Source organism: Tsuneonella troitsensis (genome assembly GCF_001441535.1).
In the GTDB taxonomy this organism is placed as follows: Bacteria; Pseudomonadota; Alphaproteobacteria; order Sphingomonadales; family Sphingomonadaceae; genus Tsuneonella; species Tsuneonella troitsensis.
In genome coordinates, this window is record NZ_LMAU01000005.1 from 172,501 (window position 1) to 184,639 (window position 12,139).

12 protein-coding genes (1 of these 12 cut by a window edge) are annotated in these 12,139 nt (G+C 64.7%); 5 read left to right on the forward strand and 7 right to left on the reverse strand.

Features of this window, described 5'->3' with window-relative positions; translation table 11 throughout:
• The 3 genes in view from AR323_RS12255 to AR323_RS12265 are tightly spaced (at most 59 nt apart) and all read left to right on the forward strand, a layout consistent with a single transcriptional unit that may run on beyond the window.
• Positions 1-1,156, forward strand: partial view of a lipopolysaccharide biosynthesis protein gene (locus tag AR323_RS12255; RefSeq protein WP_057884268.1) — the 3' portion only. It extends 338 nt beyond the left edge of the window; only the last 1,156 of its 1,494 coding nucleotides appear in the window; the start codon falls outside the window, past its left edge; it ends in the stop codon at positions 1,154-1,156.
• Positions 1,157-1,215: 59 nt separating this feature from the next.
• The gene (locus AR323_RS12260) at positions 1,216-2,226 is read left to right on the forward strand and encodes a retropepsin-like aspartic protease (RefSeq protein ID WP_235510617.1); all 1,011 of its coding nucleotides are present in this window, start codon (positions 1,216-1,218) and stop codon (positions 2,224-2,226) included.
• 50 nt (positions 2,227-2,276) lie between these two features.
• Positions 2,277-4,106, forward strand: coding sequence for an ABCB family ABC transporter ATP-binding protein/permease (locus AR323_RS12265; RefSeq protein WP_057884326.1), 1,830 nt, complete (start codon positions 2,277-2,279; stop codon positions 4,104-4,106).
• Positions 4,107-4,115: 9 nt separating this feature from the next.
• Here AR323_RS12265 and AR323_RS12270 read toward each other — a convergent pair whose 3' ends face one another.
• From AR323_RS12270 to AR323_RS12290, 5 genes are all read right to left on the reverse strand, one after another.
• The gene (locus tag AR323_RS12270) at positions 4,116-4,514 is read right to left on the reverse strand and encodes a GFA family protein (protein WP_057884270.1); all 399 of its coding nucleotides are present in this window, start codon (positions 4,512-4,514) and stop codon (positions 4,116-4,118) included.
• Positions 4,515-4,584: 70 nt separating this feature from the next.
• Positions 4,585-7,419 (reverse strand): M16 family metallopeptidase, encoded by a 2,835-nt coding sequence (locus AR323_RS12275; protein ID WP_057884271.1) that lies wholly within the window; start codon positions 7,417-7,419, stop codon positions 4,585-4,587.
• 113 nt (positions 7,420-7,532) lie between these two features.
• Positions 7,533-8,834: an ATP-dependent protease ATPase subunit HslU gene (hslU, locus tag AR323_RS12280; protein WP_057884272.1), complete on the reverse strand. Its 1,302-nt coding sequence runs from the start codon at positions 8,832-8,834 to the stop codon at positions 7,533-7,535.
• A 2-nt stretch (positions 8,835-8,836) separates the two neighbouring features.
• Positions 8,837-9,397 carry an ATP-dependent protease subunit HslV gene (gene hslV, locus AR323_RS12285; RefSeq protein WP_057884273.1) on the reverse strand — a complete coding sequence of 187 codons (561 nt, stop codon included), beginning with the start codon at positions 9,395-9,397 and terminating at the stop codon, positions 8,837-8,839.
• A gap of 57 nt (positions 9,398-9,454) precedes the next feature.
• Positions 9,455-9,940, reverse strand: a complete 486-nt coding sequence (locus AR323_RS12290) for an outer membrane protein assembly factor BamE (RefSeq protein ID WP_057884274.1) — start codon at positions 9,938-9,940, stop codon at positions 9,455-9,457.
• 127 nt (positions 9,941-10,067) lie between these two features.
• Between AR323_RS12290 and AR323_RS12295 the strand changes: the two genes are divergently transcribed.
• Together AR323_RS12295 and AR323_RS12300 are read left to right on the forward strand one after the other, a co-directional pair.
• Positions 10,068-10,583 (forward strand): ubiquinol-cytochrome C chaperone family protein, encoded by a 516-nt coding sequence (locus AR323_RS12295; RefSeq protein ID WP_057884275.1) that lies wholly within the window; start codon positions 10,068-10,070, stop codon positions 10,581-10,583.
• The gene (locus AR323_RS12300; RefSeq protein ID WP_057884276.1) at positions 10,580-11,101 is read left to right on the forward strand and encodes a YceD family protein; all 522 of its coding nucleotides are present in this window, start codon (positions 10,580-10,582) and stop codon (positions 11,099-11,101) included. Before AR323_RS12295 ends, AR323_RS12300 begins: the two co-directional genes overlap by 4 nt.
• On the opposite strand, the gene AR323_RS12305 is transcribed toward AR323_RS12300, so the two are convergent.
• The gene (locus tag AR323_RS12305; RefSeq protein WP_152980355.1) at positions 11,098-11,541 is read right to left on the reverse strand and encodes a hypothetical protein; all 444 of its coding nucleotides are present in this window, start codon (positions 11,539-11,541) and stop codon (positions 11,098-11,100) included. The genes AR323_RS12300 and AR323_RS12305 overlap by 4 nt on opposite strands.
• 47 nt (positions 11,542-11,588) lie before the next feature.
• A complete protein-coding gene (gene ssb, locus AR323_RS12310) occupies positions 11,589-12,113 on the reverse strand; it encodes a single-stranded DNA-binding protein (RefSeq protein WP_057884278.1) in 525 nt (174 codons plus the stop codon).
• Between the last annotated feature and the right edge of the window lie 26 nt (positions 12,114-12,139).

Here is a 12,139-nt window from a genome sequence, read left to right on the forward strand (position 1 = left end):
CGCACCTTTTGCCGCTCGTTATTTCGGAGAGCCGCTGATTGCCGACATGTTGCGAGTGCAGGCGGCGATCTTTCTGACCATCCCGTTCGCCGCATTGCCGCAGGAACTACTCGCCCGCCGGATCGAATTCCGCCTGCAGGGGATCGTCAACCTCGTCTGCGCCTTGGTCGGAGCATCGACTGCGCTGATATTGGCATGGCGGGGTTTCGGGGTTTGGGCGCTCGTCTATGCCCCAGTCGTCATGTTCGCCACGCGCGCCATCGGGATGACGATCGCGGCACGGGTGCTTGTCCGCCCGGTGTTCGACTTTCGAGGCGCGGGCGATCTCGTCACGTTTGGCGGGGCGCTGACGATCTGCCAGTTTCTGTGGATCGTTCAGAGCCAGAGCGACATCGTGATCGCGGGCCGCTCGTTCGAACCGCATGACTTGGGCCTCTATTCCGAAGCACTGTTCCTGACCCTCATCATCACCGGGCGCTTCCTGCCTCCGATCAACGACGTCGCGTTCCCCACCTACGCAGAGTTGCACAAGGCTGGCCGGCCGCTGGGTCCATTCTTCTTGCGTATCCAGCGCATGGTGGCGCTGGTAGTCGTTCCCGCATATCTCGGGCTTGCACTGGTAGCGGAACCGGCAGTGCTGACTCTTTTCGGCGACAAGTGGGCCGAGATGGCGCCGATCGCAGCAGGTCTGGCGCTCGCAATGCCGGCCTTCGCTCTCCAGATCGTGTGCAGCCCGGCGACCAACGGAATGGGCCGACCCAAGACTTACATGAGCACCAACGCGATCGGCGCCCTGCTCTTCCCGCTGCTGTTCTACGTCGGCGTCGAGGCGGGACCCGCAGGCTTGGTCACAGCGTGGTGGATCGGCGCGCCGGCCCTGCTCGCTTTCACTTATATGCTTACGCTGCCGCAGATCGGCGTGCGCTGGAGCGAGTTGGCCCACGCCCTGACACCCGCATTGCTGTGTGGCGCGGTGATGGTCGCGGCCGTGCTTGGTGTGCGCAGCGCACTGCCGGTCATGCCCGCTCCGCTGACATTGGCCGTACTCGTCGGCGTGGGAGCTGCGGCGTACTTCGCGGCGCTACTCGTTCTCGCCCGCGAAACCGTCAGCGAGATCGTCGCGCTAGTCACCAGACGCGAAATCGCCCCAGCTTGATCGCGCTTGGTGCATGCCGGGCGAGCGTGGTATTCTCTGCGCCCCGAGAGGAAACAGTCATGGCCCAAGGGTCGGCCGCCCCTGCATTCATTCGAGCCGCCTTGGTGGCATCGATCTGGTCGCCGCTGGCGGCCGTATCCGGGCCCGACGATCAGGACATTCCGTACACTGTTGCCGAGGGGGCTGCATCCATCGATCCCACCGGAGACGTCATCGCGGGGAGCGCGGACCGTTTCAGCCGCATGACCGTGCCGGTCACGATTGAGGGCAAAGGCCCTTTCCGTTTCATGATCGACACCGGATCTCAGGCGACAGCGATCAGCCGCCGATTGAGCGAGCAGTTGGGGTTGCCGTCACTGGGTCATGCCACCGTCGTCGGGATGGCTTCGCGCAAACGGGTGCAACTTGTTCGGCTCGACGGGTTGGAACTGGCGTCACGCATGTTCGACAACCTGCACGCTCCGCTGCTCGAAGCCGAGCACATGGGGGCCGACGGAATCATCGGCCTCGACAGTCTCCAAGGCTTGCGGGTGATGATCGACTTTCGGGCGGACAGCATCTCGGTCGATGACGCGCGCGCTTTAGGCGGTAATCGCGGATACGAGATCGTCGTTCGCGCGCGGAAACGGCTTGGCCGCCTGATTATCGCCGATGCGCAAATCGACGGCGTGCGGACGGCGCTGGTGATCGACACCGGGTCGCAAGGTTCGATCGGCAACCTCGCACTACAACGCAAGCTAAGAGCGGCCAAAGGTGTCGAGGTCACATCTACCGACGTCACCGGAAGCGAGATCGTCGGCAGACTGGATGTGCCGCGAACGCTGCAGATCGGCAGGACATCCGGCCGGAACCTCATGCTGAAGGGCTTGGCGATCAGCTACGCCGATGCCCCTGCGTTTGCCGCATTGAGCCTCAACGATACCCCGGCGATGGTGCTGGGCGTCGAAGATCTGCGATTGTTCGATAGGGTCGCGATAGATTTCGCCAAACGCACCGTGCTTTTCGACCTGCCAAAGGACGCACGAACCGGCTTCGCGGATGTGAGCGCCCGGGTATCAAGGCGACTCTGAACCCGGGCGATCAGCTTGCGTAAGTTCGCGGCTCCGCCCACATGACCGCGATGCCGCCCGACCATACTCCGCCGGTGCCGCCCGACTACGACGGCTGGGCCACGCTCAAGCGGTTCTTGCCATACCTGTGGCCGAAGGACCGCGCCGACCTGCGGATGCGGATCGTGGCTGCAATGCTTCTGGTGCTGCTCGCCAAGGCGGTTGTCCTCGCCACCCCGCTGGCGATGAAGCGCGTGGTCGACACGATGGCGGCACAGGGCGACCCGGCCATGTGGGTGGCGATGACCTTCGTGATCGCCTTCGTCGCCGGACGCCTGCTCGGCGGCCTGTTCGACAATGTCCGCAACATCGTGTTCGAGCGCGTCGGACAAGAGGCGACCCGGGTGCTGGCGGAAGACACGTTCTCGCGCCTGCATCAGCTATCGCTGCGGTTCCATCTCTCGCGCCGGACCGGCGAGGTCACCAAGACGATCGAGCGCGGCACCAAGAGCATCGATTCGATGCTCTATTTCCTGCTGTTCAATGTCGCCCCGACCATCGTCGAACTGGTGGCTGTCGGGATCATCTTCTATCTGATGTTCGGGGTGCCGCTGGTCGTCGCCACCGCCATCACCGTGGTGGTCTATATCGCGGCGACGCGCTGGATCACCGAATGGCGCACGCACCTTCGCAAGAAGATGAACGACCTCGACGGCAACGCCCTGGCGCGCGCAGTCGATTCGCTGCTGAACTACGAAACGGTGAAGTTCTTCGGTGCCGAGGTTCGCGAGCGCGAAAGATACGGGCAAGCCGCGGGCGACTACGCCAAAGCGGCGATCAAGTCGGAAAACTCTCTTGGCGTACTGAACATAGTCCAGGCGCTGATCATGAACGCACTTATGCTGTTCGCGCTGGCGTTCAGCGTCTGGCAGTGGAGCAAGGGCGTGCTCTCGGTGGGCGACCTGGTGGCCGTGCAGACCTACCTGACCCAGCTGTTCCGCCCGCTCGACATGCTCGGCTTCGTCTACCGCACGATCCGCCAAGGGCTGATCGACATGGCGGCGATGTTCAAACTGATCGACACCGAGGTCGAGGTGGCCGATGCCCCCGGCGCCCCGGCCCTCGTCATACGCCGGCCGACCGTCACGTTCGAGGATGTCGTATTCGGCTACGAGCCGGACCGCACCATCCTGCACGGGCTATCGTTCGAAGTGCCCGCAGGAGGGCAATACGCGATCGTCGGGCCGTCGGGCGCAGGCAAGAGCACGATCGCCCGGCTGTTGTTCCGGTTCTACGACCCGTGGGCGGGCAGAATCTGCATCGACGGGCAGGATATTGCGGGGGTGACGCAGGATTCACTTCGGGCCGCAATCGGCATCGTCCCGCAGGACAGCGTGCTGTTCAACGACACGATCGGTTACAACATCGCTTACGGTCGGCCCCACGGCCTCGGCCCCGCGACGTCAGAAGACATCGAACGTGCGGCGCGCGGTGCTGCAATCCTGCCTTTCATCGCTAGCTTGCCGCAAGGGTTCGAGACCGAGGTAGGTGAACGCGGGCTGAAACTTTCAGGCGGGGAAAAGCAGCGGGTCGCGATCGCCCGAACGCTGGTGAAGGATCCCCCGATTCTTTTGCTCGACGAAGCGACCAGCGCGCTCGATTCGCGCACCGAGCAGGATATCCTCGCCACGCTGCACCGGGTGAGCGAACACCGGACCTCGCTCAGCATTGCCCACCGCCTGTCGACGGTTGCCGATGCGGATCGAATCTTGGTGCTCGACGGAGGGCGCCTTGCCGAAAGCGGTCGGCACGGCGAATTGCTGCGCCGAGGCGGTCTCTATGCGGAGATGTGGGCCCGCCAGCAGTCGGAGAGCGAGGACCTTGGCGAAGCTGCCGAATAGACGGGGACGTCAGGGACCGGGATAGCGGTCGAAGCGCGGCATCGAATCGAGCGCGCCTTCCCAGGGCAGGCTGTCGGCGACCTGGACATGGATTTGCGGCGCTCGCTCGGCGATATCGTCGAGCGTCGCGGACTGTATGTCGACAATCCCGGGCAGGGTCGTCTCGTTGTAATAGAACAGGCCGGTTCCGCAGGTTGCGCAAAAATGGCGCTCGCCGTTTTCGGACGATCGATAGACCGTGGGCGCGCCGCTCTGCACTTTCAGCGCATCCTTGGGAAACGCCATCCACGGTACCATCAGCGCACCGGCGCTCCGGCGGCAATCCTCGCAGTGGCAAACCGCGTGGTACACCATCTCGCCTTCGATGGCGTAGCGCACCGCGCCACAATGACATCCGCCGTTCGCCATGATCGTCTCTCCAGAATTCTCGATCCGTAATCGGCGCCGGGGTCTATACGACACCCGGCGCCTACCACTATCACGAAGCGCCCAGATCTGCCTGATCGAGGTTCAGGTCGCTCGCCTTGATCACGGTCACGTCGGGCCGGATTTTGCGCAGGTCTTCAAGGAACGCAGACGCGTTGCCGACAATCACGAGCGACGCGTTCTGTGGCGTCGCGATGCGTCCGGCAACTTCGGCGGCCGCCTCGGGCGACACCGCAGACAGACGCTCGGCATACCGCGCCGCCTCGCCGGGATCGATTCCCTGCAGGACCAATCCGGCGACGATCGAGTTGAAACCCGAGCTTGTCTCGAGCGCACGGGTATAGGACCCGCCGAGGAACAGACGGCGCTTCTCGATCGCATCGGCATCTGCCGGTACCGTCGCGATCTTCCCCATCTCGTCGAGGATGATTTGCGCAACCTCGTCCGCCGATTCGTTCTTCGTCTGGGCACTGGCCGTCAGGATCGAATCGTCGGCTCGGCTTCCATACGAGCTGTACGATCCGTAACTGAGCCCTCGCTTGGTCCGCACCTCCGTAAAGAGGCGACCGTTGGAACCTGCACCCAGGACCGAATTGGCCAAGACCAGAGGGTAGTAATCCGCGCTGCTGCGGGCCGGGGCGCGGACGCCCGCCAGCACGGCTGCCTGTCCTGCTTCAGGCATATCGACCACGATGGTGCGTGGTGCGCGCGCCGTTCCCGCCGGGTCGGTTGGTGCGACGCCCGCCGGCGTGGCGGACGTCCAAGTGCCGAAGAGGCTATCCGCGACAGTGCGCGCGGTCGCCGAATCGATGCCGCCGCTCACGATTACCTTCGCAGTCGACGGGTGCCACCAGGTCGAGCGCCAGTTCACCAGTTGCTCGCGCGTAATGCGGGGCAGCGAGTTGACCGTCGCAACCCCGCCATAGGCCGAATCGCCATAGAATACGCGATCGGCCACCATTCCGGCGACCGAACCTGGGTCTTTCATAGCGATCTGGAGTCCGTCGATCGTGCGCTTGCGCTCCCGATCCAGTTCGTCCTGCGGATAGCTGGCATTGCGGATCACGTCGGAGAGAATCTCGCCTGCCGAAGCGAGATTGGCGACAGGCGCCGTCAGGCTGACGAACGATCCGTCCGCGCCAGCATTGGCGCTGAGCGCGGCCCCGAGGCTTTCGAGCGCCGCGGCGATCTGCGTGGCGGTCCGGGTGGGCGTGCCCTTGTCGGCGATGGTCGAGGCAAGCGCCGCCACACCGGCGGTGCCCGCCGGGTCTGTCGAATTGCCGCCCGGAAGGACGACGGTAATCGTCGCGATCGGGACCGTGCCCGTCTGCGCCGAAACGAGCGGGATGCCGTTCGAAAGCCGCGCTTCGACGAGTTGCGCCCGCTCGATCTGCGGGGCCGCCGATGGCGCTGGCGGCGGCGTGCGCTCTCCTTCCGGCTTCAGCACCGCGGGCGCACCGGTAGCGGGAGGGACCGTCGCGAAAGTCGGCATCGGTGCCGGGTTGGCATAGGAAGCCGGGTTGTCTTCGCCCGCCTCGTAGCGCCAGTTCACGACGCTTTCGGGCGTCAGATAGGTGCGGGCCACGCGCTGCACGTCGGCGGCGGTCACCGCGCCGATCCGCTCGAGCCGGACGTCCGCGCCGCGCGGATCCCCGGTCGATACCAGCGCCTCGCCCAGTTCGAATGCACGGCCAGTCGCCGTCTCACGCCGACGCAGCGCCGATGCGAACAACTCGTTCTTTGCCTCGGCCAGCTCGGCTTCGCTCACCGGGGCGCTGCGAAGCCGTTCGTATTCAGCGTTCATGGTCGCCGCCACGTCGGTCTTGTCGGCTGCGGGATTGAGGATTGCGAAGCTTGCATAATAGCCCGCCTCCTCGCTCGAATTGAGCAAGCCGCTGTAATCGACCGCCTTCCCAGAACGGATTAGCGCCTCGTCCATGCGGGCGTTGTTGCCACCGCCGAGGATCGCGCTCAGCACTTCGAGCGCCGCAGTATCGGGATGCGCCTGGCCGGGCGCCTTCCACAGTTGACCGGTCACGGGCAGCGGAACGTTGGGCGCGGTCGCGACGACATCGCGCGGCGCCGTCCGCTTGGGCTCGGTACCCGTGATTGCGAGCGGGATCTTGTTTGCGCGTTGCGGAATCGCGGCGAAGTACTGATCGACCAGCGCCCTAAGCCGCGCGACATCGAAATTGCCCGCAACGATCAGCGTCGCGGTGTCCGGCCCGTAATAGGCCTGGTGGAACGCGCGCGCATCGTCGAGTGTCGTCGAATCGAGTTGCTCGAGGCTCCCGATTCCCGGACGTCGCTGGGGCAGAACGTCGTAGCCATTCTCTGCGAGGACCATGCGGATGCGGCCATAGGGCGGCGCGAGGATGCGCTGACGCAGTTCCTCTTTCACCACCGAACGCTCGTTCTCGAACACCTCGCTATCGACGACCGGGCGGGCCATCCGCTCGGCATGGGTCCACAGCAGCGTTTCGAGATACTGCGCCGGGACCGTCTCGTAGTAGTTCGTCCGGTCGTCGCTGTTGGAAGCGTTGCGCGTTCCCCCCACGTCCTCGGTCAGCTTGTTGACCAGGCCGTAAGGCATGTTCTCGGTCTTGCGGCTGAGGATATGCTCGAACAGGTGCGAGAAACCGCTGCGCCCTTGGGGATCGTGCTTCGACCCGACTTCGTACCACATCGACGTGGTGACGGATGCGGTGGTCGTATCGGGCAGCGCGATGACCCGCAGGCCGTTCGGAAGGGTCCACTGCGTGAATTCGATTTCGGGCGCGCTGATCGCGGTTTGCGCGGTTTGCGCGTTGCCAGTTTGCGCATGGGCGGGTGCTGCGATGGCAAGCGCAGAGAGCGCAGCGCCGGCGGCGAGAATCGATCGAAGCATCTGGAAGCGTCCCCTGCATTCCTATGGAGGGCGGCAGGCTAGACGCGGATGCACCCGGGGCACAACCCCCGTGCCGGACGAACGACTTGTCAGGTCTGCGAACGACCGCCCGACTAGAGGATATACTTCGACAGGTCGGTGTCACCGGCCAAGTCGGCCAGCCGGTCGCGCACGTATGGGGCGTCGATCGTTATCGTCTCGCCTACATGGTCTTCGGCCTCGAAGCTCAATTGTTCGAGCAGCTTTTCCATAACCGTCTGCAAGCGCCGAGCGCCGATGTTCTCGACGCTTTCGTTCACTTGCGCGGCGATTCGCGCGATCTCGGCGATCGCATCGTCACCGATTTCGACTGTAAGTTTCTCGGTAGCGAGCAGTGCCTTGTATTGTGTCACAAGGTTCGCGCGCGTCTCGCTGAGGATGCGGACGAAGTCCGCCTCACTCAGCGCGCGCAGCTCGACGCGGATCGGCAGCCGCCCTTGCAGCTCTGGGAGCATGTCGCTCGGCTTGGCGATGTGGAAGGCGCCCGATGCGATGAAGAGAACGTGGTCGGTCTTCATCGGGCCGTATTTGGTTGAGACGGTCGTCCCTTCGATCAGCGGCAGCAGGTCGCGCTGAACGCCCTCGCGGCTGACCGATCCGCCGCGCACGTCGGACACCGCGATCTTGTCGATCTCGTCGAGGAACACAATGCCGTTCGTCTCCGCATTGGCCAGAGCGACGCGGGCGACGTCATCCTGATCCATGCGCTTTTCGGCTTCTTCGTCGACCAGCTTGTCCCAGGCGTCGGGAACCTTGAGCTTGCGGCGCTTGAGCGGCGACTTGCCCATCGCCTTGCTCATCATGTCGGACAGGTTGATCATGCCGACGTTGCCGCCCATCCCGCCCAGATCGAACGGCATGGCGGGCGCCTCCTCGACATCGATCTCGACCTCGACGTCGTTCATCGCATTCTGGACGATGCGCTCGCGAAAGCTCTCGCGGGTCGCTTCGCTGGCGTTCTCGCCAACGAGCGCCTTGAGCAGGCGGTCCATCGCGGCCTTGCTCGCCGCCTCGCGCACGGCCTCGCGGCGGCGCTCCTTCTCGAGGCGGATGGCCTCTTCGACCAGGTCGCGCGCGATCTGTTCGACGTCGCGGCCGACATAGCCGACCTCGGTGAACTTGGTCGCCTCGACCTTGACGAACGGAGCCTCGGCCAGCTTGGCCAGTCGGCGGCTGATCTCGGTCTTGCCGCAGCCGGTGGGCCCGATCATCAGGATGTTCTTGGGCGTCACCTCGTCGCGCAATTCGGGCGAAAGGCGCTGGCGGCGCCACCGGTTCCGAAGCGCGACAGCCACGGCCCGCTTGGCGTCCTGCTGGCCGATGATGTGCTCGTCGAGCGCGGCGACGATCGCCTTGGGAGTCAGGTTGTCCATAATCCTCAGACGGTTTCCAGCGTGATCTGGTCGTTGGTGAAGACGCAGACCTCGGCCGCTACGGCCATCGCGCGACGGGCGATCTTCTCGGCGTCGGTTTCGTAGTCTGACAGCGCGCGCGCGGCGGCGAGTGCGTAGTTGCCGCCCGAGCCGATCGCGGCGATCCCGCCCTCCGGCTCCAGCACGTCGCCGTTTCCGGTGAGCACCAGCAGCACGTCCTTGTCGGCGACGATCATGAGCGCCTCCAAGTTGCGCAGATACTTGTCGGTTCGCCAGTCCTTGGCCAGTTCGACCGCGGCGCGCATCAATTGACCGTTATACTGCTCGAGCTTCTTCTCGAGACGTTCGAACAGGGTGAAGGCATCGGCGGTCGCGCCGGCGAACCCGGCAACGACCGTGCCGTCCTTCCCGATGCGGCGAACCTTCTTCGCGTTGGGCTTCATCACGGTGTTGCCCATCGACACCTGGCCATCGCCCGCGACGACAGTCTTGTCGCCGCGTTTCACGCCGATGATGGTGGTGCCGTGCCAGGGCGTCAGCCCGTGGGCGGAATGTCTCTCGTCCATGACCCGCGATATGGGGCGCGGGTAGCAGGCTTCAAGCCGCCAGCCCGCCGGAGAGGATCACGGGCCGCCGGGGCCGCCCGGTGCGCCAGAGCCCGGAGCGCCGACCGCGCCGATGTTGCCAAACAGGTCTTCGAAGAAACTGCGGTCGCGGCCCAGTGTCGGGGTCCGATCGGAATCGGGCGAGATGTAGGCGACCTTGTCGATACCCGATCGCTCGACCGAAGATACGTTACCCGCGGCATCGAACTGGACGGCCAGCACCGAATGCGTCCCGATCCGCGCCCGGGCGAACGGCTTGCGCTCGTTGACGCTCGATACGTAGTACCAGGTCGGTTCGCCGAACTGGCTTTCGAAGCTCGGCTGGCCGAGCGCCGCTTGGACCGACTGCTTGTTGTCGATGCCCGGCTGGACCGACTGGGTCAGCGTCGGGTCCGCGATGAAGCCGCGGCTGTCCCTGATCGACGAGCATCCACCCGCCGCCAGCGCCGCCGCTGCCAACAGGCCCGTGCCCATGATCCGGCCCATGCTGCGGAATGCCGTCATCGTATCGCCTCTTAGTTCGTTTCGACCCGCGCCTTAGGCAAGCGCAGCCGCGCTGGCAATCGCGCGCGCCGCTTCGCCTGTGCGCGCACGCTTGAATTGCCGCTGAATGCACGCGACATGAGCGCGCATGAGCCTGCTGTCCCGCCTGTTCGCTTCTCGTCCCGATCCGCGCGAGGCTCTGCGCCCCCTTTGGAACGCTGTCATAACCGAAGCCCGACGCCCCGCATGGTATGCCGATCATGGGGTAAACGATACCGTTGCCGGGCGTTTCGACATGGTCTGCGCAGTCCTTGCGGCCGTGCTCGTGCGGATGGAGACCATCGGAACCATGACCAACGAATCGGTGCTGCTGACCGAGCTGTTCGTGCACGACATGGATGGTCAGCTGCGCGAATTCGGCGTCGGCGACGTGGTGGTGGGCAAGCACGTCACGAAATTGATGGGCGCCATGGGAGGCCGGCTCACCGCATATCGCGACGGACTTTCGGGCGACGATGCCGCGCTGTTTGCTGCGGTTGCCCGCAACGTCAGCCTGCGTGAAGGCGCGGATCCGGCGGCGGTGGCTTCAGAGCTGCGCGCGTTTGCCGCGCGGCTTTCGATCACCCCGGACACCGCTCTGCTTGCGGGGGAGATAGCGCCGTGAGCGCACCCGAACTCATCCGCATCGTCAAGGTTCGGCCCCAAGCGCCGGAGCGCATTGCGATAGAGGCCGACGATGCCGAACGTTCCGCCCTCGCTGAGCGGTTCGCCATTCCCGAGGTGCGCTCGCTCGTCGCGGACCTTGCTTTCGACGGAAACGGCCCGTCGATCGAGGCCAAGGGCAGGATGGTCGCCGATCTAATACAGACCTGTGCGGTATCGGGCGAAGAATTTCCCGTCCGCATCGATGAAGCGCTCCACTTGCGCTTCGTGCCCGTCGGCACGCTCGCGGTTGCGGACGAGGACGAGATTGAACTCGATTCCGCCGGTCCCGACGAGATCGAGTATGACGGCGAGAGCTTCGACGTGGGCGAGGCGATAGCGCAAAGCCTGGGCCTCGCGATCGATCCCTTCGTCGAGGGACCGAATGCCGACGCGGCGCGGCGCAAAGCGGGTATCATCGACGAGGCAGCGGCGAGTGGCCCGATGGCCGAGGCGCTGCGCGTGCTCAGGCCCGACTAGAGCGGGTCCGGCGGTCGGGTCATTATGTCGATCCGCTCGAACTCGCCCGAGGTGTTCACCCAGATCCTCACTTCGTTGACCAGGTGGTCGTACCCGTCGGGCAAGATGTCCAGCCGATAAGCCTTGCTGTAGTTGCCCTTGGCCGTTGTGCAAATCCACAGCGCCTTTTTCCAGTCCAGCGCCAGGAACGCGTCGCGCGGAGAGGTCTTTGACGCGTCATAGTACGACGGCGCACCGGCGTAGAGATAGAACGACGGTTTCTCGCCTGCACGAAGCGCGGCTTGCGAACGTTCGAGTTGCGTGACCAGTGCTGCGGCTTCGCCTTCGGTCACGCCCGTCAGTTGCGGCTTCGCTGGCAAAGCAGTCGTGGAATGATCGGCAGACGCAGCGATCGGGTTGGAGGACAGGGCAAGAGTCAGAGCCGATAATCTGACGAGCATTGTGCGATCTCTCAAAACCCCGGCCCTAGCGACGGTTTCCCGTTTTATTAGAACGGGATATCGTCGTCGAGATCGTCGTAGTTGGAACCGCCACCGGTTGCTCCGGCGCCGGCACCGGCCGCGCCGCCGCCCTGGTTCCAGCCACCGCCGCCACCACCGCCACCCGAGCGTCCGTAGTCGCCGCCGCTGCCGCCACCACGCTGCCCGCCGCCGGCACCCGGGGCGCCGTCGAGCATCGTCATCACCGCACCAGGGCCCTGCAGAACGACTTCGGTCGAATACCGGTCAGCGCCCGATTGGTCCTGCCACTTGCGGGTCTGCAGCTTGCCTTCGATGTATACCTTGCTGCCCTTGCGCAGGTACTGCTCGGCCACTCCGACCAGCCCTTCGGAAAAGATCGCGACGGTGTGCCACTCGGTCTTTTCCTTGCGCTCCCCGCTCTGGCGGTCCTTCCATGTTTCCGAGGTCGCGATCCGCAGATTGCAGACCTTGCCGCCATTCTGGAAGCTGCGCACTTCGGGGTCCGCCCCGAGGTTGCCGATCAGCATGACTTTGTTGAGTGACCCGGCCATTGAATCGATTTCCTCTCTAGATCGCA

What these genes read in the sequence shown, in the direction of transcription:
- AR323_RS12260 (WP_235510617.1), top strand. Translation starts at nt 1,216, where the DNA reads ATGGCCCAAGGGTCGGCCGCCCCTGCATTCATTCGAGCCGCCTTGGTG.
- AR323_RS12265 (WP_057884326.1), top strand. Translation starts at nt 2,277, where the DNA reads ATGCCGCCCGACCATACTCCGCCGGTGCCGCCCGACTACGACGGCTGG.
- AR323_RS12270 (WP_057884270.1), bottom strand. Translation starts at nt 4,514, where the DNA reads ATGGCGAACGGCGGATGTCATTGTGGCGCGGTGCGCTACGCCATCGAA.
- AR323_RS12275 (WP_057884271.1), bottom strand. Translation starts at nt 7,419, where the DNA reads ATGCTTCGATCGATTCTCGCCGCCGGCGCTGCGCTCTCTGCGCTTGCC.
- hslV (WP_057884273.1), bottom strand. Translation starts at nt 9,397, where the DNA reads ATGGACGAGAGACATTCCGCCCACGGGCTGACGCCCTGGCACGGCACC.
- AR323_RS12290 (WP_057884274.1), bottom strand. Translation starts at nt 9,940, where the DNA reads ATGACGGCATTCCGCAGCATGGGCCGGATCATGGGCACGGGCCTGTTG.
- AR323_RS12295 (WP_057884275.1), top strand. Translation starts at nt 10,068, where the DNA reads ATGAGCCTGCTGTCCCGCCTGTTCGCTTCTCGTCCCGATCCGCGCGAG.
- AR323_RS12305 (WP_152980355.1), bottom strand. Translation starts at nt 11,541, where the DNA reads ATGCTCGTCAGATTATCGGCTCTGACTCTTGCCCTGTCCTCCAACCCG.
- ssb (WP_057884278.1), bottom strand. Translation starts at nt 12,113, where the DNA reads ATGGCCGGGTCACTCAACAAAGTCATGCTGATCGGCAACCTCGGGGCG.